General features: G+C 73.4%; 22 protein-coding genes. 3 read left to right on the top strand and 19 right to left on the bottom strand.

Annotated elements, in window-relative coordinates; translation table 11 throughout:
* Positions 1 to 8 precede the first annotated feature (8 nt).
* The 13 genes from H2O74_RS03370 to H2O74_RS03310 form a co-directional block, all read right to left on the bottom strand.
* Entirely contained in the window at positions 9 to 989 is a 981-nt protein-coding gene (locus H2O74_RS03370; RefSeq protein ID WP_255491877.1) for a sugar-binding transcriptional regulator, read from the bottom strand.
* Between the two features lie 103 nt (positions 990 to 1,092).
* On the bottom strand, positions 1,093 to 2,040 hold the full coding sequence (locus tag H2O74_RS03365; RefSeq protein WP_182113125.1) for a transketolase family protein: 948 nt from the start codon (positions 2,038 to 2,040) through the stop codon (positions 1,093 to 1,095).
* Positions 2,037 to 3,002: a transketolase gene (locus tag H2O74_RS03360; protein WP_182113124.1), complete on the bottom strand. Its 966-nt coding sequence runs from the start codon at positions 3,000 to 3,002 to the stop codon at positions 2,037 to 2,039. The genes H2O74_RS03365 and H2O74_RS03360 overlap by 4 nt, the downstream gene beginning before the upstream one ends.
* The gene (locus H2O74_RS03355; protein ID WP_182113123.1) at positions 2,999 to 3,991 is read right to left on the bottom strand and encodes a TIM barrel protein; all 993 of its coding nucleotides are present in this window, start codon (positions 3,989 to 3,991) and stop codon (positions 2,999 to 3,001) included. Before H2O74_RS03355 ends, H2O74_RS03360 begins: the two co-directional genes overlap by 4 nt.
* A complete protein-coding gene (locus H2O74_RS03350) occupies positions 3,988 to 5,490 on the bottom strand; it encodes an FGGY family carbohydrate kinase (RefSeq protein ID WP_182113122.1) in 1,503 nt (500 codons plus the stop codon). Before H2O74_RS03350 ends, H2O74_RS03355 begins: the two co-directional genes overlap by 4 nt.
* Before the next feature lies 1 nt (position 5,491).
* Positions 5,492 to 6,400, bottom strand: coding sequence for a carbohydrate ABC transporter permease (locus tag H2O74_RS03345; RefSeq protein ID WP_220458015.1), 909 nt, complete (start codon positions 6,398 to 6,400; stop codon positions 5,492 to 5,494).
* A complete protein-coding gene (locus H2O74_RS03340) occupies positions 6,397 to 7,338 on the bottom strand; it encodes a carbohydrate ABC transporter permease (RefSeq protein ID WP_182113121.1) in 942 nt (313 codons plus the stop codon). Before H2O74_RS03340 ends, H2O74_RS03345 begins: the two co-directional genes overlap by 4 nt.
* Before the next feature lie 63 nt (positions 7,339 to 7,401).
* Positions 7,402 to 8,670 (bottom strand): ABC transporter substrate-binding protein, encoded by a 1,269-nt coding sequence (locus tag H2O74_RS03335; RefSeq protein ID WP_182113120.1) that lies wholly within the window; start codon positions 8,668 to 8,670, stop codon positions 7,402 to 7,404.
* 78 nt (positions 8,671 to 8,748) lie between these two features.
* Positions 8,749 to 9,789 (bottom strand): nucleoside hydrolase, encoded by a 1,041-nt coding sequence (locus tag H2O74_RS03330; RefSeq protein ID WP_182113119.1) that lies wholly within the window; start codon positions 9,787 to 9,789, stop codon positions 8,749 to 8,751.
* 458 nt (positions 9,790 to 10,247) lie between these two features.
* The gene (locus H2O74_RS03325; RefSeq protein ID WP_182113118.1) at positions 10,248 to 11,177 is read right to left on the bottom strand and encodes a carbohydrate ABC transporter permease; all 930 of its coding nucleotides are present in this window, start codon (positions 11,175 to 11,177) and stop codon (positions 10,248 to 10,250) included.
* The gene (locus H2O74_RS03320; RefSeq protein ID WP_182113117.1) at positions 11,174 to 12,322 is read right to left on the bottom strand and encodes a carbohydrate ABC transporter permease; all 1,149 of its coding nucleotides are present in this window, start codon (positions 12,320 to 12,322) and stop codon (positions 11,174 to 11,176) included. Before H2O74_RS03320 ends, H2O74_RS03325 begins: the two co-directional genes overlap by 4 nt.
* 73 nt (positions 12,323 to 12,395) lie before the next feature.
* A complete protein-coding gene (locus H2O74_RS03315) occupies positions 12,396 to 13,718 on the bottom strand; it encodes an ABC transporter substrate-binding protein (RefSeq protein WP_182113116.1) in 1,323 nt (440 codons plus the stop codon).
* Between the two features lie 31 nt (positions 13,719 to 13,749).
* Positions 13,750 to 15,384, bottom strand: coding sequence for a beta-xylosidase (locus H2O74_RS03310; protein ID WP_182113115.1), 1,635 nt, complete (start codon positions 15,382 to 15,384; stop codon positions 13,750 to 13,752).
* Positions 15,385 to 15,572: 188 nt separating this feature from the next.
* Here H2O74_RS03310 and H2O74_RS03305 point away from each other — a divergent pair, with 188 nt between their 5' ends.
* Together H2O74_RS03305 and H2O74_RS03300 are read left to right on the top strand one after the other, a co-directional pair.
* Positions 15,573 to 16,652 (top strand): LacI family DNA-binding transcriptional regulator, encoded by a 1,080-nt coding sequence (locus tag H2O74_RS03305; protein ID WP_182113114.1) that lies wholly within the window; start codon positions 15,573 to 15,575, stop codon positions 16,650 to 16,652.
* A 255-nt stretch (positions 16,653 to 16,907) separates the two neighbouring features.
* A complete protein-coding gene (locus H2O74_RS03300) occupies positions 16,908 to 18,299 on the top strand; it encodes an MFS transporter (RefSeq protein ID WP_182113113.1) in 1,392 nt (463 codons plus the stop codon).
* Here the strand turns inward: H2O74_RS03300 and H2O74_RS03295 are convergent.
* A complete protein-coding gene (locus tag H2O74_RS03295) occupies positions 18,283 to 19,269 on the bottom strand; it encodes a YafY family protein (protein ID WP_182113112.1) in 987 nt (328 codons plus the stop codon). The two genes, H2O74_RS03300 and H2O74_RS03295, sit on opposite strands and share 17 nt — an antisense overlap.
* Before the next feature lie 61 nt (positions 19,270 to 19,330).
* On the opposite strand from H2O74_RS03295, the gene H2O74_RS03290 reads away from it, so the two are divergent.
* A complete protein-coding gene (locus H2O74_RS03290) occupies positions 19,331 to 19,873 on the top strand; it encodes a DUF664 domain-containing protein (RefSeq protein ID WP_182113111.1) in 543 nt (180 codons plus the stop codon).
* Positions 19,874 to 19,901: 28 nt separating this feature from the next.
* Here the strand turns inward: H2O74_RS03290 and H2O74_RS03285 are convergent, their stop codons facing one another.
* The 5 genes from H2O74_RS03285 to H2O74_RS03265 form a co-directional block, all read right to left on the bottom strand.
* Positions 19,902 to 20,336, bottom strand: coding sequence for a hypothetical protein (locus H2O74_RS03285; protein ID WP_182113110.1), 435 nt, complete (start codon positions 20,334 to 20,336; stop codon positions 19,902 to 19,904).
* 214 nt (positions 20,337 to 20,550) lie between these two features.
* A complete protein-coding gene (locus H2O74_RS03280) occupies positions 20,551 to 21,372 on the bottom strand; it encodes an SDR family NAD(P)-dependent oxidoreductase (RefSeq protein ID WP_182113109.1) in 822 nt (273 codons plus the stop codon).
* Positions 21,373 to 21,460: 88 nt separating this feature from the next.
* A complete protein-coding gene (locus H2O74_RS03275) occupies positions 21,461 to 21,985 on the bottom strand; it encodes a hypothetical protein (protein ID WP_182113108.1) in 525 nt (174 codons plus the stop codon).
* 61 nt (positions 21,986 to 22,046) lie between these two features.
* Positions 22,047 to 23,132 carry an FAD-dependent oxidoreductase gene (locus tag H2O74_RS03270; protein WP_255491757.1) on the bottom strand — a complete coding sequence of 362 codons (1,086 nt, stop codon included), beginning with the start codon at positions 23,130 to 23,132 and terminating at the stop codon, positions 22,047 to 22,049.
* A 276-nt stretch (positions 23,133 to 23,408) separates the two neighbouring features.
* Positions 23,409 to 24,617 carry a serine hydrolase gene (locus tag H2O74_RS03265; RefSeq protein WP_182113106.1) on the bottom strand — a complete coding sequence of 403 codons (1,209 nt, stop codon included), beginning with the start codon at positions 24,615 to 24,617 and terminating at the stop codon, positions 23,409 to 23,411.
* Positions 24,618 to 24,721 lie beyond the last annotated feature (104 nt).

Genomic DNA, 24,721 nt, shown 5'->3' with positions numbered 1-24,721 from the left:
GTGCAGCCCTACGGGCTGGTGTCGAGCAGGTTCTGAGCGGTCACCGAGTCGGTGACCAGGATGTTCACCCAGCCGCCGAGCAGGGCGCCGCGGATGGCGGCGAGCTTGGCCGCTCCCCCGGCGACACCGATCCGCCGGGGCACGGCGCGCAGCTGGTCCGGGGAGATGCCGATGACGCGGTCGTGGAAGTTGGCGTCCACCACCTCGCCGCGCGCGTCGTAGAAGCGGAAGCACACGTCGCCGACGGCGCCCGCGGCCTCGAGCAGGGCGCGGTCCTCCTCGGGGAACGTGTTGCCCGACTGCTTGGCCAGGTCCGAGGGCTCGATCGCGCCGATGCCCACGAGGGCGACGGTCAGGCGCGACCAGCACTCGACGACGTCGGCCACCGACGCGTCCGCCATGAGGGAGGCCCGCGCCTGGGAGGTTCCCAGCACGCCCGGCGTCTGGAGCATGCGCGGCTCGGCGCCGAGCCGGCTCGCGAACTGGCTGATGAGCCGGGTCGCCTGGAGCTGGACGCGCGGGGCGCCCAGGCCGCCGACGAGCTGCACCACGGTGTCGGCCACCGGGGTGCGGAACGTGTCGAGCGCGTCGGCCACCGCGATGAGCGAGGCGGACCACGAGGAGATGCCCACCGTGTCCCCGCCCAGCAGGGTCGCCGCCAGGTGGTCGGCCGCCGCGGCACCGAGGGCGCGCGTGACGTCCTCCCCCGGGCGCACGTCCACGACGATGCACTGGCGAACCCCGAAGGTCTTCTCGACGCGCTCCTCGAGGTCCGGGTGCACGCCCGCCGGCAGCGAGACCGTGGTGCGCACGATGCCGACCTCGACCGCGCGCTTGAGCAGGCGCGAGACCCGGGGCTGGGAGATGTGCAGGTTCTCGGCGATCTCGAGCTGGCGCATCCCCTGCTCGTGGTACATCCGCGCGACCCGGGTCATCAGGCGCAGCTGGTCCTCGGAGTGCCGGAGCATCACGGCGAAGTCGTCGTTCATGCTCACGGCGGACTCCCACGGACCTGGTCGGATCGGGCGGTTCTGTACCCTACGTGGCACCCGGGGTGCGCCCTGCGGCGCCGCCCCGGGTGTCACCCGGTCGCTACACCAGCAGGCTCCGAGCCGTCTCGGCGATGCCCGCGGGGCTGGCGCCCACGTGGTCGAGCAGCCACTCGGCCGAGCCGGTCGGGGCGAAGTCCTCCCGGAACCCGATGCGGCGCACGGGGCACGGGTGGTGGCTGGTCACCGTCTCGGCGACGGCGCCGCCCAGGCCGCTGACGAACGCCTCCTCGACGGTGACGATGCCGGCGGTCTCGCGCGCGGCGGCGACGACCGCCTCCTCGTCGAGCGGGGAGACCGTCGTCATCGCGAGCACCCGCGCCGCGACGCCCTCGGCCGCGAGCAGGTCCGCCGCGTCCAGCGCACGGGTCACGGTCGTGCCCGTCGCGATGAGCGTCACGTCGTCGCCCTCGCGCAGCGTGTACGCCCGGCCGGGGACGAACTCGTAGTCGGCCGGGTAGACGTCCGGCACGCCCATCCGGGACACGCGGACGTAGACCGGGCCCTCGTGCGCGGCGGCCCAGCGCACGACCTGATCGGTCTCGCGCGGGTCGGCGGGCGCGACGACCACGATGCCGGGCAGGGTGCGCAGCCACGCCAGGTCCTCGATGGAGTGGTGCGTGGGTCCGAGGTCGCCGTACGCCACGCCCGGGGACTGCCCGACGAGCTTGACGTTGTACTGCGAGTAGGCGACGTCGGCCTTGATCTGCTCCATCGCGCGCGCGGTGAGGAAGCACCCGGCGGCCGAGACGAACGGCACGCGGCCGCTGTTGGCCAGGCCCGCCCCCACGCCCACCATGTCCTGCTCGGCGATGCCCACGTTGACCGTGCGCTCGGGGAACTCCTTCTGGAAGCCGCCCAGCTTGGACGAGCCCACGGAGTCGTTGACGACGGCGACCACGCGCTCGTCCGCGCGGGCGACGTCGGCGAGCGTGGTGGCCCACGTGTCCCGGCAGTCATGCAGCGTGCGGGTCTGGGTGTGGGTGGTCATGAACGGTCCTTCCCGATCCCGTCGAGGATCGCGTCGAGCTCGGCCAGCGCCTGGGTGACCTGGTCCGCGCTGGGCACCTTGTGGTGCCAGGCGACCTCGTCGCTCATGAAGCTGATCGGGTGCCCCTTGTCGGTGTGCGCGATGAGGCACGTCGGACGGCCGGACGCCGCCGGCACCTGCGCGAACGCGTCGAGCAGCGCGCCGTGGTCGTGGCCGTCGAGCTCGTGGACCTCCCAGCCGAAGGCGCGCACCTTGTCGGCCAGCGGCTCGAGGTTGTTGGTCTCCGCGACGCGGGCGCCCTGCTGGAGCCGGTTGCGGTCCACCACGGCGACGAGCCGGTCCAGCCCTTGGTGGCCGGCCGTCATCATGGCCTCCCAGTTGGAGCCCTCCTGCAGCTCGCCGTCGCCCAGCACGACGAACGTGCGTCGCCGGGACCCGTCCATGCGCGCGCCGAGCGCCATGCCGACGGCGATCGGCAGCCCGTGGCCGAGCGGCCCGGTGCTGGCCTCCACGGCCCGGATCTTGGTCCGCGCCGGGTGGCCGTTGAGCATCGACTCCGGCTGCAGGAAGGTGCGCAGCGCCTCCGGGTGCAGGAAGCCGCCGATGGCGAGCGTCGTGTACAGCGCGTTCGCCGCGTGGCCCTTGGACAGCACGAAGCGGTCGCGGTCCGGGTCGCCGGCCTCGACCTGCTCGGGCGTCAGGTCCATGACGGCGAGGTAGAGCGTCGCCAGGACGTCGGCCACCGAGAACTCGCCGCCGATGTGCCCGGCGCCCGCGGCGCCGATGGTCTGCACGGCGCGGCGGCGCACCTCGGTCGCGGCCCGGTGCAGGTGCGCGACGGTCGCCGCCCGGTCCGCGCCGGCCGGCACCCGGCCGAGCACCTCGATCTCCCGGTCCGGCGCGTCCAGCAGCGTGGTCGGCACGGCGTGCAGCAGGCCCGCGTCGGTCGCCGGCGTGGTCATGCGCCGCTCCTCATGGAGGAGAGCAGCACGTCCTGGACGAGCTTCTGCGCGGCGATCGCGTCCTGGCGCTCCTGCGCCTCGCGCAGCCCGTCGTAGTCGAGCTCGTCCAGCGCGCGGTGGATCGCCTTGAGGAAGCGGATCGACGCGCGGGCGGTCTCGACGCGGTCCTCGCGGAACGGGAACTGGTCGAGCTGCCACACGCCGTCCCAGCCGTTGATCCGCAGCGTGTAGAAGAACTCGAAGACCTCGGTGATGTGCACCGAGCCGACCATCAGGTCGTCGTCCCAGCCGCGCAGGTTGTCGTTGACGTCCATGCCCCACAGCAGCCCGTGGTCGATGAGCAGCTGCGCCGCGTCGGCCGGGGACTCCCCGCCGTACAGCGAGTGGCCGAAGTCGAGCAGCACGCCGATGTTGTCGAGCCCGATCTCCTGGATGCCGAGCACGGAGCGCGCCGCGGAGTCCCAGAGCATCTTCACGCGCGGCTCGCGCGGCTTGTACTCGATGACGAACTTCAGGTCGGGGTGCGCCGAGGCGATCTCCCGCATGCCGTCCTTCGCGAGCTTCCACACGTCGTGGTGGTTGACCTGGAAGGGGTAGTCCCACCCGTCCTGGCCGGGCCAGACCTTGACGTAGCTCGCGCCCAGCTCGCGCACGGCGCCGGCGGCCTCGTGCAGCAGGTCGATCGCCTGCGCGCGCACGGCCGGGTCCGGGTTGGTGAACGCACCGCGGCCGAAGCGGCGCAGGTAGATGTCCGGGGTGACGCCGATCGCGGCGAGGCCGGCGTCGGCGAGCGCGTCCTTGACCTCGCTCAGCGTGGCGCCGTGCGAGAACGGGTAGTTGAGGTCCACGACCGACAGGTCGCCGACGGTGCCCGCGATCCGGATCTGCTCCAGCGTGGAGACCGGCTCGGCGTAGCCGTCGGTGGCGTACCGGTCGACGTAGCTCGCGAAGTTCCAGAGCCCGGCACCGAAGCGGGGTGAGGTGGTCATGAGCGGACAGCTCCCATCGTGTTGAGGTCGGTGGTGGTCGTGGGGAGGTCGACGGCCAGGCCGCGGGAGCGGCGGACGGCCGTGCGCCAGGCGGCCCGTCGCCGGGCACGCTCCTCCGGGTCGATCGCGGGCTCGTGGGTGCGGCGCGGCGGCGTCGGCGGCGGCGCGGCGCCCGTGAGCACCCGCGCCGCGAGGTCGGCGGCGCCCAGGGCGGAGGCCTCGGGGGCGGCGCTGACGACGACGGGGCGGCCGAGCAGGTCCGCCTGCGTCTGCATGAGCAGCGGGGACGCCGTGGCGCCGCCGTCCGCGACGATCGCGCCCGGGTCCGCCGAGCCGTCGCGCAGCACGGCCTCGACGACGTCGCACACCTGGTGGGCCACGGCCTCGAGGGCCGCGCGGGCGACGTGCCCGCGGGTGGTCCCGCCCGTGACCCCGGTGAGCGTGCCGACGGCGTCGCGGTCCCAGTGCGGCGCGCCGAGCCCGGTGAACGCCGGCACGACGACGACGCCGCCGCTGTCCGGCTCGGTCGCGGCGAGCTCGGTGAGCGCCTGGCCGCCGGGCACGTCCGGCGGCGTGCCGAGCAGCCGCGCGACCCAGTCCAGCGCCGCGCCGGAGGTGAGGATGTTGCCCTCGCTCGCGTACTGCGGGGCGCCGTCGAGCCAGGCCAGCGTGCTCGTGGCGCCCCCGGTGCCGCGCACGCGGCCGTCCGTGGGGAGCATGACGGACGAGCCGGTGCCGTAGGTGGCCTTGGCGGCGCCGGGCGCGGCCTGGCCGTGGTGGTACAGGGCGGCGTGCGAGTCCGCCAGGACGGCGAGCACGGGCACGCCGTCGAGCCCCAGCGCCCCGCCGCGCACCGTGCCGAACCCGCCGCTGGACGCCTGCACGCGCGGCAGGACGACGTCGGGCAGCCCGAACAGGGCGAGCATCTCCTCGTCCCACTCCAGCCGGTCGAGGTCCAGCAGCAGGGTGCGCGAGGCGTTGCCGGCCTCGACGAGGTGCTCGCCGGTGAGCCGGTGCACCAGCCAGGAGTCGACGGTGCCCACGCGGACGTCGCCCGCGGGCACGCCCAGGTCGCGCGCGTACTGCAGCAGCCAGCGCATCTTGGGCGCGGAGTACATCGCGTCCAGCGGGAGGCCGGTGCGCGCCCAGACCCGCTCGGTGGCCGTCACCTTCGCGCACCAGGCGGCGGTGCGGGAGTCCTGCCAGCCGAGCACCGGGCCGAGCGGGTCCCCGCTCGAGGCGCGCCAGGCGACCACCGACTCGCGCTGGTTGCTGATCGCCAGCGCCGTGACCGGTCGCGCCGCGTCCGCCAGGCAGCGCCGGGCGGCGACCTGCACCGAGCCCCACAGGTCCTCGGCGTCCTGCTCGACCCATCCGGGCCGGGGGTAGGCGATGGCGACCGGCGCGGTGCCGCGCCCCAGGACGGCGCCCGACGCGGCGTCGACGAGCAGCGCCTTGGTCGACGTCGTGCCCTGGTCGATCGTCAGGATGGTGTCCACGTCAGCCCTTGACCGCGCCGGCGAGGGCGCCCTGGACGAAGTACCGCTGGAACATCAGGTAGACGATGAGGACCGGGACCGCGGACATGATGATGAACGCGTTGAGCGGGCCGTAGTCGGTGCCGTGCTGGGTCGAGAAGCTCTGCACCGCGAGGGGCACGGTCCAGTTGTCCTGCGAGCGCAGCAGCGTCGTGGCCATGGCGTACTCGTTCCAGGTGCCGACGAAGTCGAGGATGAACAGCGCGGCGAGGGCGGGCTTGGCCAGCGGAAGGATGATCTGGATGAAGATCCGGAACGTCGAGGCGCCGTCGATGCGCGCGGACTCCTCGAGCTCGTCGGGGATGGCCCGGAAGAACCCGTAGAGCACGAACACCGCGTAGGGGATGCCGAAGGCCAGGTAGGGCAGCATCAGGCCGGGCAGCGAGTCCAGTGCGCCGAGCTCGAGCATCGTGTTGAAGAGCGGGCCGAGGGCGATCTGGATCGGGACCATGGAGCCGACCGCGATGACGGCGAGCAGCAGGCGGTGGAACCGGAACCGCAGGCGAGCGATGGCGTAGGCCGCGGCCGCCGCGAAGAACAGGCCCAGCGGCACCTTGATCAGCGAGATCACGAGGCTGTTGAGGCCGGTGGTCCCCAGCTTGCCGACCTCGAACGCCTCGGCGTAGTTGCTCCAGGCCCACGAGGTGGGCAGGGCCCACGGGTCGGTCGCGCTGATGTCCGCGTTGGACTTCACCGACGTCAGGAACATGATCGCGAAGGGCAGCGCCCAGAGCAGGGTGGTCAGCACGAGCGCGATCCACAGGCCGATGCCGGCGTAGTCGCGGCGGCGCGGCTCGGGCGTGGGGGCCGTGACGTCCCCGGCGCGCGGGTCCACCACGACCGGGGCGGGGGTGGCGATCCGGTGGCTCACTTGCCGTCTCCCTTCATCGACCAGGCCATGTACGGGATCACCAGGCACAGGGACAGCAGCAGCAGGACGGTCGCGACCGCTCCGCCCGCGCCGAAGCTGTGGTTGGTGAAGGACTGCGTGTACGACCACAGCGCGAGGACCTGGGTGGACTGCGCGGGGCCGCCGCCCGTCATGCCGACGATCAGGTCGAACACCTTGAGCGAGTTGATGATCGTGAGGATGACGACGACGACAGTCGTCGGGCGCAGGGCGGGCAGGGTGACGTTGCGGAACACCTGCCAGGCGTTGGCGCCGTCGACCTTGGCCGCGTCCACGAGCTCCTGGGCGACGGACTGCAGGCCGGCCAGGAACAGCACCATCGGGAAGCCGACCGCCTGCCACACCGAGGCGGCGAACACCGAGTACAGGGCGATCTTCGGGTCGCCGAGCCAGGTCTGGGTCCACGCACCGAGGCCGACGGCCTCCAGGAGCTGGTTGACCATGCCGAGCGTGGGGTTGTAGATCCACCGCCACATCGCGGCCACGGTGATCGAGGCGAACACCGAGGGGATGTAGATGACGGAGCGCATGAGGCTGCGCCCGACCATCTGGCGATTGAGGGCCAGGGCGAGCAGGAGCCCGAGCAGCATCGGGATCGCGAGCGAGAGCACGACCCAGATGACGGAGTTGCCGAAGGACTTCCAGAACACCGGGTCCTGGGTGAAGAGCCGCACGTAGTTGTCGAGGCCGACGAACTCCGGCTCCTCCGTGCGGAAGCCCGACCAGCGGTAGAACGACAGCCGCACGGAGTCGAGCATCGGGTAGACGATGAAGTAGCCGTAGATCAGCAGGGACGGCACCAGGTACGGCAGCGCCGTGAGGAACGGGCTGCGCCGGCGCGTCCTGCGCCGGGGCCGTGCCCCCGGGGCCTGCTCGACCAGGCCGGGTACAACCGCCATCATCGTCTCCTCGAACGGGGGTCCCCGGGGGTGGGGCGGACCGCCCCACCCCCGGAGGTCAGGTCACTGGTTGGCGTCACGCCACTGCTGGAACACCTCGCCCGCCTCGGCGGGGTCGATGTCGCCGGTGAGGACCGAGTTCTGCACGCGCCAGAACTCCGTGGTCTCCGCGGTGGAGAAGTTCTGGTCGTTGTTGACGAACAGACCCGTCGCCTCGGAGATGACGCCCGTCCACTCCTCGCCCAGCGGCGCGTCGGCCGGCGGGGCGACCGAGGCGTTCACCGAGAGCGCGGAGAACGCGGTGCCGAGCTTGCCCTGGCCCTCCTCCGAGACCATGTAGTCCAGGAACTTCGCGGCCGCGTCGGGGTTCTTGGCGTTCGGCGTCAGGTAGAGCAGCTCGCCGAAGCCGTACGCCCGGCCCGTGCCCGTGGGGAACGCGAAGAGGCTCATGTCCTCGGCAGCGAGGCCGCCGTCGATCGCCATCGGGCCGAACCAGTCGCCCTCGATCGTCATGGCGGCCTTGCCCGTGTAGAAGAGCTGGGCGGCGTCGTCGTTGCTGATCGCCATGAAGCCCTCGTTGAGGTACTCGTCGCCCCAGGTCTTGAGCTCGGTGAAGGCCTCCGCGACGCACGGCTCGGCGCCCCAGTCGCCGTCACCCGTGGTGAGCTCGTCGGCCGTGTCCGCGCCGCACATGGTCTCGATCAGCGAGTCGAGCAGGCGCATGACGTGCCAGTTGACCGTGCCGCCGAACTCCATCGGGGTGATCCCCGCGGCCTTGAGCGTCTGGGCGACCTCGACGAGCTCGTCGTAGGTCGTCGGCAGCGTGGTGATGCCCGCCTGCTCGAACAGCGCCGTGTTGTAGTAGACGGCCTCGGTCGCCTGGATGAACGGGACGCCGTGGTAGCCGCCGTACTGCGTGGCGTTCTGCAGCGCCGCCGGCGTCAGGACCTCGTCCCAGCCGTACTCCTCGTAGTACTCCGTGAGGTCCTGGCTCATGCCCACGTCGACCAGCTCGCCGCCCAGGCCCGAGCCGCCCCAGTAGCGGTACAGGTCCGGGCCCGCGTCGGTGCCGGCGACCTGGCGCAGCGCGTCCTTGTGCGGGTCGGTCGCCCGCTCCTCGGTGACGACCGTGATGCCGGGGTTGGCCTCCTCGAAGCCCTCGACCAGCGCGTCCCACGCCGCCTTCTGCGTCGGCTCCTGGGTCAGGGTCCAGACCGTGACCTCGGTGTCGCCGCCGCTCTCCTCGCTGCTGTCGCCCCCGCTGCAGCCCACCAGGACCAACGCGAGCGAACCGATCGCCGCGCCGGTCACCATCGACCTTCTGTTCAGCACCTTTGCCTCCATCCAGATGGTTGTCCCGTAGCCCTCACGGGCGTCGTCGCGGGCGGGGCCCGCACCACGGGGGTCGAACTAGCTCTCCGCCTGCCACTCGCCGAACTCGGCCAGCTTCAGGTAGAAGTCCTCGAACATCAGCCGCACGTCGACCTGCGTGTAGACGCGCATCGGCCGCGCACCGCGCACCGCCCGGTAGGCGCCCTCGGCCGTCAGCTCGGGCGTGGGTCGCACGACGTACGACGACGACGAGCTGTCCGCCTCGAACGTCGAGCGCAGCGCCGTGAGCAGCACGAGCGGCGAGTCGCCGAGCGCGTAGGCCTCGCAGACCTCCAGCCCGTGGTCGTGCACGCGGCCCTGCTCGTAGGCGACCTCGTCGTAGAGGTAGCGCCCGAGCGGGCCCGTGGTGGCGACCCGGCGGCGCAGTTCGACGTCGCTGACCAGGCACTGGCGGTAGACGTCGCGCGGGATCTGCCAGATCTCCAGGTCCGGGGCCGCGAAGAGCACGCGCGCCGCGGCGACGTCGATCAGCAGGTTGTACTCGATCGGCATGGCGCCCACGGGCGGGAGCGCGAGGCCGTCGTGCTCGGGACCGCCGATCCACACGAGCGTCATCCGCTCCGCGATGCGCGGCTCGAGCAGGTAGGCCGACGCGAGGTCGGTCAGTCCCCCGCCGGCGGCGTAGAACAGCGGCGTGGAGACGTCGTCCCGCATCGCCTCGGCGATGATCGCGCGGGCGGCCGGCGAGTCCTGCGGCGTGGTGAGGTCGGGCAGCGCGGTCGGCGCGCCCTGGACGATGCGGTCGGTGGACTCCAGGCCCATCCGCGCGAAGACGTCCTCGACCACCGCGCGGGCGTTGGCCGCCGTGTCCGGGCCGAGGTCCATGAGGTCGCCGGGGCGCAGGTGCGAGGCCACGACGAGCGGGATCTCGACGGCCGGGGAGAGCACGTGGTGGACGATCTGGAACAGGTCGTCCGGGTCGCCGGAGAAGTCGTTGTCGATGATGACGCGCGAGCGCGCGGCCGGGAAGGCCGTGCTGCGCCACGGCGTCTGGCCCAGGCGCCAGCGCTTGTCGGCGGGGATCCCGTGGTCCTGCGGGGCGGACGGAACGCGCGTCATTGCGTCTCCTGAATGTTTATTCGTACTGGAATGACTCTGCGCCGACAGTAGCCCGCGGCTCCCGGGACGTCAAAGAACGGGCGCGGCGGTGCCCGCCGCGGCCCGCGACGGGCGCGCCGAAGGCACCCGCGGGTGGCCCGCGAGGCGGGTGGCGTCGGCCCAGCCGGCGACGGCGCCCTGGGCCGGACGGGCGCGCGGCGGGGCGGCGATGGGCTCCGCGATCGGCGCGATGGCCGAGACCCGCGGGTGAGGCGCGGTCGGCCCGGCCGGGTCGCATCCGCTCCGGCGACCACGAGCAGGTGCCCTGTCGGCACCGCGGCGGCGCGACGGCGTTGTCGGGCCCTGTCGGGCCCGCGCTCGTCGACACGGCGCGGACCCCGCACGCCGGGCGGCCGCATGGCACGGCGCCCGCCCCGGCGCGGGTGGCGCGGGCCCTCTCCCCCGGGCCGGCGCCGGCGTCAGCCCTTGACGGCGCCCGCCATGACGCCGGAGACCAGCTGCTTGCCGGCGAACACGAACACCACGAGCAGCGGGGCGGCGACGAGGAAGACGCCGGACATCACGAGCCCGGTGTCGGTCGTGAACGCACCGCGCAGCTGCGGGATCACCAGCGGCATCGTCAGCTGCGAGCGCATGACGACCGCCGGCCAGAAGAAGCTGTTCCAGGAGCCGACGAACGTGAACAGCGCGAGCGTCGCGGCGGCCGGACGGGCCGCGGGCATCGCGATCGACCAGAACGTGCGGAACAGCGAGGCGCCGTCGACGCGCGCGGCCTCGATGAGCTCGAACGGCAGCGCTTCCTGCAGGTACTGGGTCATCCAGAACACGCCGAAGGCGCCCACGAGTCCCGGCACGGCGAGCGCGAGCAGGGAGTCGATCCAGCCGAGGTCGTTCATCATGACGAACATCGGGATGGTGCCCACCTGCGCGGGGATCGCGAGCGTCGCGATGACCGTGAGGTACAGCGCCTGCCGTCCGCGGAAGCTCAGCTTGGCGAAGCTGAACCCGGCGAGCGCGGAGAAGAACACCGTCGAGGCGCTCACCGCCACGGCGACCAGCAGGGAGTTGGCGAACGCCGCCCAGAAGCTGAACTGGTCGGCCGAGAACACGGCGCCGAAGTTCTCCCAGAGCCGCAGGGTCGGCAGCCACGTCGGCAGGTTGCCGACGGCCCGCGAGATCTCCTGGGTGGTCGCCGAGCCGTACATGGCGGACGCGTACAGCGGGAAGATCGAGACGGCCACGACGACGGCGAGGAGCGCGTAGGTCACCCAGCCGGGCCGCCGGGTCGACGGGTCGTACCCGCGCACGGGCCGCCCCCGGGCGGCGCGCTTGTGGGCGTACCGCGCGGCGCCGCGGCCCGCGGTGTTCTCGATGAAGCCGGTGCTCATCGCTTCGCTCCCTTCGTGAGGTCGAGGTCCGCCGCGCCATCGGACCCGGGCACGCCGTCGTGCGCGTCGTCGTGGGCGTCGTCGTGGGCGTCGTCGGGCATCGCGCCGGGCTCGGCCGCCGCGTCCCGCAGCCGGGCGATCGTGGCCTTGCGGCGAGCCCGCGAGACCCGGACCGGGGCGGTGCTCGAGGAGGAGATCGAGCGCGTGATGAGGAAGTTGATGACCGAGAAGATCCCGATGACGAACGCGAAGATCCACCCGACGGCGGCCGCCTGACCCAGGCGGTCCTGCCAGTCGCCGAAGCCGAGGTCGTAGAGGTAGAGCACGACGGTGGTCCACTGGTTGTCCGCGCCGCCGCGGCCGCCACCCGTGCCGCCGCCGTCGTACATGCGGGCCTCGTCGAAGACCTGCAGGCCGCCGATGGTCATGGTGAGCACGACGAAGATCAGCGTCGCGCGGATGCTCGGGATGGTGACCGAGAAGAACTGGCGCACGCGGCTCGCGCCGTCGACGGTCGCGGCCTCGTAGAGCTCGCGCGGCACCGCCTGCATCGCGGCCAGGAGGATCAGCGCGTTGTAGCCCGTCCAGCGGAACGTCACCATCGAGCCGATCGCGATGTGCGAGAGCAGGCGGTCCTGGAAGAAGGGCGAGTCGGTGTGGGTCAGCAGGCCCAGGTCTTGGAGGTTGGGCACGAGGAGCCCGAACTGGCCGAAGACCTGACCGAAGATCATCGCGGTGGCGACCGGCATGACGACGAACGGGATGAGCACGCTCATCCGCCAGAACGTCCGGGCGCGCAGGTTCTGGTCGAGCACCGCGGCGATGAGCAGCGAGAGGACCAGCTGGGGCACCCCGCCCCACAGGAAGATCGAGAAGGTGTTCTCCAGCGACCGCCAGAACAGCGGCTGGCGCAGCACCCACACGAAGTTGTCGAGCCCGACGAACTCGCCCATGCCGGCACGCCGGTGCCACTCGTGCATCGCGACGACGACGTTGAACAGGAGCGGGAAGGCTCCGAAGATCGCGAACAGGATGAAGAACGGGGAGATGTAGAGGTAGGGCGAGACCTTGATGTCCCAGCGGGACAGTCGCTGCCCCCACCCCACCCGGCGCGCCGGTCGCGCCGCCGCAGTCTCGGATGCCATGTCGGCGCCTTCCGTGAGGTCCCGCCCGGCGGGCCCCCGCACCGTGCAGGTCCGGGGGCCGCGCCGCGTCGGGTCAGTTGGCGGTCTCGAAGCCGAGGGCGTCGAAGTCGGCGACCACCGACTCCCAGGCCTGCTCGGGGGTGGCGCTGCCGGACTCCACGAGCCGGATGCCGTCGGTCACGAGCGTCTGGATGCCCGCGAAGTTCTCGCCGCGGAAGCCGCCGGCCGCCGAGTCCCCGGCCGCCGCGGCCAGGTCGCCGTAGATCTGGCCGACCGTCTGGCCGCCGTAGAACTCGTTCTCCGCCTCGGCGATCTCGGGGCTGCTCATCGCCTCGAGCTGGGAGGGGAACTGCCCGGTCGTGTTGAACCACGCGACAGCGGCGTCCGCCGACGTCAGGTGGTCGGCGAGCCGGACGGCCCACTCGGTGTTCTCCCCCGTGGCCGGCACGGCGAAGAACGACCCGCCCCAGTTGCCGCCGCCCTCGGGGAAGGTGCTGGCGATGCGCCAGCCCTCGATGCCGTCGGCGTTGTCCGCGATGATGCCCGTCATCCACGCGGGCGTGACCACCGTCGCCCACTGCCGGTTCTGGAAGCCGGCGCCCCAGTCGTTGTGGCCGATGGCGATGCCGGCGGAGATGTCGTCCTCGGCCGCCTGGGCGAACATCAGGAACAGGTCCTTGACCTCGGTGTTCTCGGCCAGGTCGTAGGGCCGGCCGGACTCCGGGTCCTCGAACGCCGCCGGGAGCAGGTTGATCGCGGCCTGGAACGCGTTGGTGAGCGAGTCGATGAAGTAGTTGTCGTTGACCGCCACGTACTCGCGGCCCGCGTCGAGGAACGACTGCCACGTGGCGTCCTCGCCGCCGATGAGCTCACCGAACGACTCGGGGTCGGTCGCGAGGCCGGCCTGGGTGGTCATGTCCTGGTTGAAGGCGATGCCCAGCGGACCGATGTCGGTGCCGTAGCCGGTGATCATCCCGTCGACCGAGCCCTGGCTGACCTTCCAGTCGACCCAGCGGTCCGGCACCTCGGGCAGCTCGACCCAGTCCTCGGGCACGGCCATCATCTCGGTCCACCAGTCCAGCTCCACGAGGTGGACGTCGGAGAGGCCGGCGCCATCGGCGGACAGGCCGTTGCGCAGCACGGTCTGGGCGGAGGCGCCGTCGGCGAACGAGTTCACGACGATCTCGATGCCGTGCTCCTCCTCGAACTCGTCGAGCAGCTCCTGCGGGAAGTCCATCCACGCGGCCACCGAGAGCTCGGCGGGCTTGTTGTCCTCGCTCGCCTCCCCGGCGCTCTCACCGCCGCCGCCGCCACCGCCGTTGCCGCACGCGGTGAGCGTGAGCGCCGCCACCGCGCAGGTCGCGGCCGCGGCGCCGAACTGCCTGTTGATCCTCATCATCGAGGTCCCTTCGGGTTTCTTGGTGGGTTCAGGAGGTGGTCGAAGGGGCGATCGAGGCGACCGCCCAGGGGGCCAGGTCGAGGTCGATCACCAGGACGCCGTCGGCGCCGGTGGTCACGGTGCGGCGGTCCAGCGCGTCGGCCACGCGGCGCAGCTCGGCCACGTCCTGGCGCGAGAGGTTGAGCGGCTCGCCGCGTCGGTGCCACTCCTCGGCGACGTTGCCGTGGTCCCAGTCCAGGACCTCGACGTCGTACCGGGTGCCCGGAGCGAGCCCGGCGACGGTGTGGGCGATCCGACGCGCCGGGCCCTGCCCGAGGTGGCGGCGGGCCTGCGCGTAGCTCGTGGCCCCGCCGACGGACTGCGAGCCCATCGACTCGGGGTAGTTGAAGAACACCCCGGCGACGCCGCCGTCCGCGGTGCGGGTGAGCACGCCGTGCTCCGTCTGCAGCGCGATCGTCGGCCCGAGCCGGCGGAGCATCGCCATCGCGTGGAACGTCGGCTTGTGGATGCCCTGCTCGTTGACGAAGCCGAAGCCGCCGTGGAACGGGCCGATGCCCCCGCCGCCCTCCTCGAAGACGTCGGTGAAGGTCCAGTACGCGATCGACTCGGCGAGGTCGTGGCACTGCAGGAAGGCGCGGGCGATGTACGTCGCGGCGAACAGCGTGTCGTGCATGTGGTCGCGGCTCGAGGGCGAGGTCGACCACTCGGTGACGTGCAGCTCGGCGTCCGGGTACGGGCTCGCGGCGATGATCTTGCGCAGCGCCTCGAGGTCGTGGAGCGTCGCGTCGCGGTTGCGGCTGATCGGCCGGCCGACTCCCTGGGTGTCGTACGCGTAGTCCGTCGGGTAGAGGTGGGTCGAGAGGAAGTCCAGGGGCAGCCCGCGCTCGGCGCAGTAGTCGATGAGCTCGTGGATCCAGACCGGCTTCCACGGCAGCACGTCGGGGTCGGGCGCCTCGGCGGTCGCGGCCTCGACGGACTTGTCGTGCACCTCGCCGTCATAGCGGGCGTCGGGCACGAAGACCGATGACGACGGCCCGCCGACCCGCAGCCCGCCATCGATGTCCTTGATCGCCCGGACCGTGGCCTCGTAGAGCTCGAAGTACTCCGTGCGGGTGCCGGTCCAGAAGTGCGGGACGAGGTTCGGCTCGTTCCACACCTCGAACGGCCAGCGGCGCACCTCCTCCAGGCCGTAGCGCCCGATCCAGTGCCGCACCGTGGTGGTCACGAGCTCGACCCACGCACCCATGTCGGTGGGCGGGCTGCAGTGCGCCTTCCACCAGAACAGGGTCTCGGTCTGCGTCGCGAGCTCACGGGGCATGAAGCCGAGCTCGACGAACGGGCGGGCGCCGGCGTCGAGGATCGCGTCGAACACCTTGTCGACGTAGGCGTAGGTGTGCACGGGCCGCTCGAGCGGCGTCGGCGGGCCGAAGCCCCCGCCGTCGGCGGTGCGGTAGACGAACATGTCATCGTGGAACACGCCGTGGAACCGCACGTAGCGGGCCCCGAGCACGTCGACCGCCTCGCGGAAGTGCTCCTGCCAGTCGGCGCGCAGCGCCTCGTTGGCCCGGCCCGCGCCGACGCACTCGTTCCAGACGTGCCGCAGGGGCACCTCCGCCGACGGACGTCCGTCGATGAGTAGCGTGGGTGACGCGTCGACCGGCATCAAGGACCTCCGTTGGTCTGCGGGGCGGCGCCGTCGCCGCCCAGAGGATTGCGAAACAGTTTCGTAACCTGTATCGTGGCCCGACAGTAGGGGACGCGGCCCGTCGTGCGCTACCTCTGCCGCCGTCTGAGTCTTGTCCGCTTCTTGTGCACGCACAGAGCGAAACAGTTTCGATCCGATGGAGGGTCATGGCAGGCGACGCCGCCCAGCGACGGGCGACCCTCGACGACGTCGCCGCGGCCGCCGGGGTCACCAAGCCGACCGCCTCCAAGGCGCTCAACGGACGTCAGGACGTCTCGGCGGCGACCCGCGAGCGCGTCCTGGCCGCCGTGACCGAGCTCGGCTACCGGGCCACGACGGCTCGTGCGCCCGCCGCGGGACGCACGGCCCTGAGCGTCGTGTTCGACATCCCGGCCTCGCCGTACATCCTCGGCGTGCTCCAGGGCGTCATGGCCTCGGCCACGGGACGAGGCGTGGACCTGCTCACCCGCCTGGCCCCCGAGCGCGCGTCGCGCGGCCAGCGCACCGTCGCCCGCGAGTGGGTCGCCGACCAGCGCGCGGCGGGGGTGGTCGGCATCATCGGCCTCACGCTCTCCGAGCCCGACGCGCTGATCGACGCCGCGAGCGACGCCGCCCTGCCCTTCGTCATCGTCGACCCGGTCGACACCAGCCACCGCCGCATGGTCAGCGTCGCGTCGAGCAACTGGGCTAGCGCCCGCACGGCCACCGAGCACCTCATCGGCCTGGGCCACACGCGGATCGCATGGATCGGCGGGCCCGAGGCGTCCGGCGCGGCCCGCGACCGGCTCTACGGCTACCAGGCCGCGCTCGACGCGGCGGGGCTCGAGATGGACCCGGCCCTGGTGCGCTCGGACCACTTCGACGTCGCCTCGGGCGCCCGGCACGCCACCGCCCTGCTCACCTCCCCCGAGCCGCCGACGGCGATCATGGCGGCCGACGACGAGATCGCCGTCGGGGTGCTGGTCGCGGCCCACACCCTCGGCGTGCGGGTGCCCGACGACCTCAGCGTCGTGGGCTTCGACGACACGCCGCAGGCAGCCTGGACCACGCCGCCGCTGACCACGGTGCACCAGCACCTCGAGGGCATGGGCCGGATGGCCGTCGAGACCGTCCTCGGGATGGTGGAGGGCCGACGGCCGGCGTCGCGCCACGTCGAGCTCGCGACCTCGCTCACCGTCCGGGACAGCACCGCGGCCGCCCCGGGCCGCGCAGCAGCGACCGATGGGCCGGTGCCCGTGGACGCGTGAGCGGCCGACCGTCGTCCAGGGGCGCGGTGGCACGGGCGGTCCGGGCAGCCCGTCCCGAACCCTCCTCGCGACCGATCGGGCGACGAGGTCCCGACGGCTCCTGCGCCGCCGCCCGCCGTGCGGCACCATCGTCGCCATGTCGCTCACCGTGGCGCTGCCGGCGTCGGGCCGGCCACCGGTCGGCGATGCCCCCTGCGCGGGCTTCGCGACCGGTTGGCCCCAGGAGACGGGCAGCCACAGCGGAGCGGCAGGCCGATGAGAGCGCCCACGGGGCGGTTCGCCGCCCCAGTCCTCGCCCTCTCGCTCGTGTTCGTCGAGTTCCTCGCCGGGATGCAGAGCTACCTCTCCCAGACGGTGCTTCCGCTGGTGGCGGCCGAGCTCGACGGGGCACACCTGTACGGGCCGCTCAACGCCGCGGCGCAGGCACCGATGTTCCTCACGATGCCGCTGGGGGCCTGGCTCCTCTCGCGATTTCAGGTCGGGCGCCTCATGGTGGTGTTCACCGCCGTGACGGTCACGGGTGCGGTGATCTGCGCGGTCGCGCCGTCGATGGGGTGGTTCATCGCCGGCACGGCGGTCAGGGCCTTCGCGTCAGGCGCTCTCGCCACGGTGAGCATGGGGGCCATCAGTCGAGGACTCCCGCCGCGCTACCGCCAGCTGGTCCTCGCCGGGATGTCGGGGGTGTGGCTGTTCTCCTCCGTCCTCGGCCCGGTGTACGCGGTGGCCGCGATGGCCGCGTTCGGGTGGCGCTGGGCGATGGTGCTGTACCTGCCGGTCCTGCTCCTGGCGCGGATGCTGGTGGCGCGCTACACGCCCGAGCGCACCGAGGAGGTCCCCGCGGAGAAGGCGCCGTGGGGGTGGTCCCTCGTCCTGGCCGGCGGGGCGGCGGTGCTCGTGCTGCCGGTCGGCGCGTGGTCCGCCGTGGCGCTCGCCGCCGGGGTCAGCCTCATGCTCCTCGCTGCGCGGGCCGTGCTCCCGGCCGGCACGTTCGGCAGGTCGCGCGGCCGGCGAGCCGCGCTCGCCGCCCTGGCCGCCACCGCCGCCGTGTACTTCGGCGCCTCCATGGTGCTGTCGGTGGTGGCGCACGACGCCTTCGGCCTCGGCCCGGAACGGTTCGGGTTCATCATCGCCGCCCCGGGCCTGCTCTGGGCGGCGGCAGCGCTGTGGACCGGCACCCATCCCGCCCTCGACGACGCCGCGTTCCGTCGGCGGGCGCTGCCCGCCGGGGCGAGCATCACCACCGGCGTCGCGGTGCTCCTCGGGACCACGCTCCTCGCCGATGACGCGTCGACGGCGTTCATCGGCCTGCTGCTCGGGGCGTGCCTGCTCGGCCTCGGCATGGGCTCGGTGTACCCGGACCTGCTCGGGCGCTGTCTGCGACAGCCGGACCAGCCGGACGGCATCTCGGACGACCGGATGGCGGCCGCCGTCGTCATCGCCGAGTCCGTGGGCATGGCGGTGGCGACGACGTCGGCGTACGCCTGGCTCGGGACCGGGCTCGGTCTCCTCGACGGGCCCGTGCCGCGGGCCCAGGTGCTCTACCTCGTCCTGCTGCCACTGGCCGTCGTCATGCTCCAACGGCTCGCCGCGGCGTCCCGCGGCGCCCATGCCGCCGACGGCGCCTCCCGAGCTACCCGACCGGGCTAGCCGGAGGCTCCGCGCTCGCGGCCACCGCCCGCAGCCCCAGCTCCCGCACGGCCGCCCGCACCTCGTCCCCCGCGGCCACCCGGTACGCGACGGGCAGCAGCGCCAGCCACTCGGCGTACGAGGCCGCGTTGCTCGTCGTGCCGACGATCCGGCTGCGCCCGCCGTCGACCTCCTCCACCCGCCCCACGCTGCGCGGCACGTGCCGCCGGACGACGTCGGCCGGCGCCTCGACCTCCACCTCGACCGGGTACCGCCACCCCGACGCCAGGTGCTCCTCCAGCAGCGCGACCGGGTCGAGTCCCGCCGGCGGCTCGAAGGTCCGCTCGAGCGGCGCGACGTCGGTCACGCGGTCCACGCGGTAGGCCCGCACCGCGTCGCCGCTCGGCGCGTGGTGCGCGCGGCAGAGCAGGTACCACCGCGCGTGCCGCACGACGACGGCCCACGGGTCCACCTCGAACGTGCGCTCGGTCCCGGCCTCGGTGCGGTACTCGAGGCGGACCGCTCGACCGTGCGCGCAGGCCTCGACGAGCGCCGACGTCGTCGCCGGGTCCGGGCGCGCGGCGGCGTGGTCGGGCGCCGGCGCCGTCGTGCGGCGGACGGCGTCGGCCTGGGCGGCGACCGGCTCGGGCAGGGCGCGGACCAGCTTGCCGAGGGCGCTGCCGACCGGGTCGCTGGGGTCGGCGGCGGCGTGGTGGCCGTCGAGCACGGCCATGACCAGGCCGAGCGCCTCGGCGGACGTGAACAGCAGGGGCGGCAGGCGCAGACCCCGCCCGGCGCGGTAGCCGCCGTAGCGCCCGCGCAGGGTCTCGATCGGCAGGCCCGCCTCGCGCAGGATCTCGACGTAACGCCGCGCCGCGCGCTCCGAGACGCCGAGCCGGCGCCCCAGCCGCTCCGCCGTGATGCCGGGCGCGGCCTGGATCAGCTCGAGCGCGAGCAGCGCACGCGCCGTCGGGCTGGCGTCGGCACCCATGGCCTCACCACCTTTGCTACGCGGCGGCCCTTCGTCCGGTTTCGACCCTAACGTGACGCGTATGAGCGACGACACCGTACTGAGCACGAGCATCGCCGAGCCGTCACCGACGGCCGGCGAGGCCGAGATGCTGCTGTTCTCGCTGGACCGCTCCCGCGCGCAGTTCGCGTGGAAGGTGGGCGGCCTGGACACCGCGACGCTGCACGCGCCGCACCCGCCGTCGGCCATGACGCTCGGGGGCCTGATCAAGCACCTCGCGCTGGTCGAGGACCAGCGCACGGCCGAGCACCTCGGCGGACCGGGCTTCGGCGCCGTCTGGTCCGGGTGGGACGGGCCCGAGTGGGAGTGGCGCTCCGCCGCCGACGACTCCGCCTCGCAGCTCTACGCACTGTGGCGCGACGCCGTCGAGCGCTCGCGGGCCGCGTGGACGCGCGCGCTGGCCGAGGGCGGGCTCGACGCGCCGGCGTCCAGCGGCCAGGGCACCCTGCGGCGCGTGCTGGTCGACCTCACCGACGAGTACGCCCGGCACGTGGGCCACGCCGACCTGATGCGGGAGGCGATCGACGGCCTCGTCGGGGAGGACCCGCCGCAGGGCGACCGGTAGCCCTCGTCGGCGCGGTGCGTCAGGCGCGTCAGGTGCCGAGGTTGTTGATCGCGTCCATGCCCCACAGCACGACGGCGACGATGATGCCGACGGCGATGAGCACGGAGCCGAAGATCGTGAGGAACACGGGCCAGAAGCTGCGCGCCCGGGGGCGGACGATGACGTCGCTGGGGTCGTCGGCGTCGACCCACACCGATCCGCTGAACATCGGCGTCGCACCGAGGCCGCGGCGGAACGCGGAGAAGACCGTGGTGGTGCGCGGCGCGCCGTCGGGCCCGGGGAACTCGACGGTCATCCAGTTGCCGGCGGGAAGCCGCTGCTGAGTCACCAGGCGGGCGGGGAGCTGGATGCGGCGTTTGCGGCTCTCGTTGCGGGACAGCGCGACGGCGCCCGCGATCATCGCTCCGCCCACGAGGAGCGTCGCGACCAGGACGATCCACCCCGCGGTCGGCACGGCGAGCATCCTGCCAGGGTCGGTGGCGTCGGCGGGCCGCCCACGCGACCGCAGACCGCCGACCACCCCCACCCGTGTGTGGAGCGTCGTGCCGCGACACGCCGGCGTGTCGCGGCACGACGCTCCACGCTCGGGGCACGCCGCTCCGCACACGGGCACGACGCTCCGCACCGGGCACGACGCTCCGCGCCCCGCGACCGACCCGGGACTCGAGCCGCCCGACCTACCCCACCATCGCCGCGCTGCGCTCCCAGAGCCCGTCGACCAGCCGGTCGTCCAGCGCCTGCGGGTTCGGGGCGGCCTGCCGACGCAGGTCGTAGTACTCCCCCGGTAACCAGTCGACGCCGGGTGCCCCGTCGACGAAGTGCGCGAGGTGCGACCCGCCCTCCTCGGCGCTCGTGAGCAGGAACCGGCGCAGCGGCGTGCGGTACACGAGCCGGAACACGCTCGTGCTGCCCGCCGCGAACCCCGTCGCCACCGTGCCCGGGTGGAACGCGACGGCCGCGACGCCGTCGGCCGCATGGCGCGCGTGCAGGCCGCGCGTGAACAGGATGTTGGCGAGCTTGCTCGCGCCGTACGCCCGGCTCGGCGTGGAGCCGCGTTCGCTCTCCAGGTCGTCGAGGTCGATGCGCCCGAAGCGGTTCGCAGCGCTCGACGTCGTCACGACCGTCGAGGTGCCGGCCGCGCGCAGCCGGTCCAGGAGCAGCCGCGTCAGCAGGAACGGCGCCAGGTGGTTGACCTGGAACGTGGTCTCGTGACCGTCCACCGTGAGCTCGCGCCGGCCGAACACGCCGCCCGCGTTGTTCGCGAGCACGTCGATCCGGTCGGTCCGCTCGACCAGCGCGGCCGCGAGCGCACGGACGTCGTCGAGCCGCGCGAAGTCCGCCACGAGGTGCTCGGCCCCGATCCCACGGGCGACGTCGGCCGTCTTCTGCGGTGAGCGGCCGACGACGATCACGCGCTCGCCCCGCGCGGCCAGGTCCCGCGCCGCCGCGGCGCCGATGCCGTCACTGGCTCCGGTGATGACGATGGTCCTGCCGGTCACGTGGCCTCCCGATAGCGGCCGACCACGGCGGACGCCGGTCCGCGTGCAGTCTCCCCCGCCGGCCGGCCGCCCGCGCGCGGGTCGCCCGCTACCCGGCGACGGCCGCGTCCAGGCCGAGCTGCTTGCGGATGAGCTCCCCGGTGTTGTGCACCGGGAGCTGGTCGATCGGTGCCCAGAGCTCCTCCTCCGAGGTGGCCTCCCCGGCCTGCGCCCACAGGTCGGCCTCGACCTCGCAGTACCCGACCATCTGGTCGATCAGCGGCTGGACGTCCGCGGGCCACTCCGCCGCCAAGAGGCCGTCCGCCATGTCCTGCATGAGCGTGGCGTTCTCCGCGGCGAGCTCGCGCAGCTGCTCGAGGTCGTTCTTCGCGAGCGCGGCGTTCCACTCCCGGATGTTCGAGTTCCACGGCTCGACGATCTCCTCGTACGTCGCCGCCGCCTCCTCCGTCGAGACCTCCGAGCCCGCCGGCTCGCGCGAGGTCTCGGGGGTCGCGAGGGGCGAGCTCACCGGCGCCGGCGCGGACGGCTTGTCCGGCCCCGGCCCGCCGACGGTGCAACCCGCCGCGAGCGCCACGACCAGGGCCACGACGGGGACGATCGGGCGTGCGTTCACGGTCGGCTCCTGGGGGAAGGCCGGCTCGGGGTGCCGGACGGAGTCGATCTTGCCCGATTCGTCAGCCCGCTGCGCGCCCGAGCGCCCGCAGGACGCCGCGGGCCGCCGTCCGGCCGGCCCGGTTGGCGCCGATCGTGCTCGCGGAGGGGCCGTAGCCGACGAGCTGCACGCGCGGGTCGCGGACCGCCGTCGTGCCGTCGAGCTCGATGCCGCCCTCGGGCGTGCGCAGGTGCAGGGGCGCGAGGTGGGCGACGTCGGGCCGGAAGCCGGTCGCCCAAAGGATGACGTCGGCGCGCCGGCGCGTCCCGTCCGGCCAGACGACGCCGTCGGGCTCGATCCGCTCGAACATCGGCCGCCGCGTGTAGACGCCGCGCTCCGCGGCGGCGCGCTCCTGCTCGCGGAGCATGAGGCCCGTGACGCTGACGACGCTCTGCGGCGGCAGACCCCGCCGCACGCGCGACTCGACCAGCGCGACGGCGCGGCGTCCCTCGTCGGGGGTGAACGGCGTGGTGCGCCACACGGGCTCGCGGCGCGTGACCCACGTCGTGGTCGCGACCTCGCTGATCTCCGCGAGCAGCTGCACGGCCGACAACCCACCGCCCACGACGACGACGTGCTGCCCCGCGAGCTCGTCGGGGCCGCGGTACCCCTGGGTGTGGAGCTGGCGTCCCGCGAACGAGCCGCTGCCCGGGTAGTGCGGCACGAACGGGCGCTCCCACGTGCCGGTCGCGCTGACCACGGTGCGCGTGGTCCACGTGCGTCCGGCGCCCGTGACGAGCAGCGGGCCCGCGGCGTCGCCGTCGAGCGCCTCGACGCGCTCGACCCGCACGGGCCGCAGGACCGGCAGCCCGCCGCGCCGCTCGTACTCGCCGAACACCTGCGGCACGACGGCGTTGGCGCGCTCGGCGGAGGTGGGCGGCGCGACGTCGTCGGGCAGGGCCGCGACGCCGTGGACGTCCGCCATGGTCAGCGTGTCCCAGCGGTGCTGCCACGCGCCGCCGGGCGCCGCGTTGGCGTCCAGGACGACGACGTCGTCCCACGGCCGCAGGCCCAGCCGCAGCAGGTGGTGCGCCGCGGAGAGGCCGGCCTGGCCGGCCCCCACGACGACGGACTGCAGCACGGCCTCCACGCCGGGCCAACGCCCCACCGACGCCGCCTCTTCCCGGCCGCTCTCCCCCGCAGCCCTCCTCCCACGTGTTCGCATCCGAACAACCGCACAGGTGGCCACGTACACAACGGGGCCAGCCGTACGGATGCGCGGGTGCGAACATCCGTACGGCTGGCGGGGTGGGCCGGCTGGCTGGCGGGGTGGGCTGGCTGGCGGGGTGGGCCGGCTGGCGGGGTGAGCCGGCTGGCGGGGTGGGCCGGCTGGCGGGGTGGGGTGGCGGGGCGGCGGCGGGGCGGCGGGCGGCCGCGGGGCGGGTCAGGCGCCGCAGACGATCTCGTCGACCTTGTCCTCCATCGCGTAGATCGTCTCGAGCGAGGACCCGAGTGACGTCACCGCGTAGGTCACGCCCACGCCGTCCTCCGTCACGCCGCCGCGCGTCGCGTAGCCCTCGATGTCGCCGCCGTGCCCCCACAGGACGACGCCGCAGCTCAGCGTGGTCCGCATGAGGCCGAGGCCGTAGCCGTCGCCCGGGTACTCCTCGGGCATCTCGACCATCTGCTGCATCGCCTCGAGCTGCGCGGGCTCCAGGAGCTCGCCGCCGACCAGGGCGGTGAAGAACGCCGCGAGCTCGCTGGGCGTGGAGACGATCATGCCCGCCGCGCCGGCGATGGACGGGTCCATCTCGGTGAGGTCCTCGAGCTCCCCGCTCTCGGTGGGGTGGTACCCGCGGGGGTGCGCGCCGCGGATCTCCCGCTCGCCGACGTCGGGCACGTAGGTGTGCTCCAGGCCGAGCGGCTCGATGATCCGCTCGGTCACCTGCTCCGCGTACGGCCGCCCGGTGACGCGCTCGATGAGCATCCCGAGCAGGGTGTAGTTGGTGTTGCTGTACGACCACCCCTCGCCCGGGGCGAAGAGCGGGGCCTCCGCGAAGGCGATGTCGGTGAGGTCGCGGGCCGGGACGTAGCGGTCCCGCGTCGCGAAGGAGTCGCCGCTCGTGACGGCGGTGTAGTTGGGCAGTCCGCTCGTGTGCTGCAGCAGCTGGCGCACCGTGATCGCGTTGCCGTCGATGCCCTCGCCGCGGACCAGGCCCGGCAGGTAGGTCTCGATCGGGGCGTCGAGGTCGACCGACCCCTCGCCCACGAGCTGCAGCACGACCGCTGCCGTGAACGTCTTGGTGTTGCTGGCGATGCGGACCTCGCCGTCGACCGGCACCTCCGCACCGGTCTCGAGGTTCCCGACGCCGGCGGTGTAGTCGCGGGCCACCCCGTCCTCGTCGACCACGTGCGCCAGGGCGCCCGGGAACTCGAGCTCCTCGACGAGGCTGTCGACGACGCCCTGCACGCGGGGGTCGCCCTCGGTCGCGGCGGCCGTGTCGACGGGCGCGGCGAACGGCGCGTCGTCGCGCAGCGCCGCCCACGCCGCCCCGCCGCCGACGAGGCCGGTGAGCAGGACGGCGGCGACGGCGCCCGCGGTGCGGCGGCTACGTGCCGGGCTCGGACCGGTGGGGCTCTGGTGCTGGGACATGGGGTGCTCCTCGGAAGGCTGGGACCGGGTCGTGGTGACGTGATCCAGCCTTGCCTGGCACGCCGCGGTGATCGATCCAGCCCGTACCCCGGCACGGGTACGGC

Source organism: Actinotalea sp. JY-7876 (assembly GCF_014042015.1).
Taxonomy (GTDB): domain Bacteria; phylum Actinomycetota; class Actinomycetes; order Actinomycetales; family Cellulomonadaceae; genus Actinotalea.
Note: the sequence above shows the minus strand (reverse complement) of the source record. Positions and strands in the feature narration are given on the sequence as shown.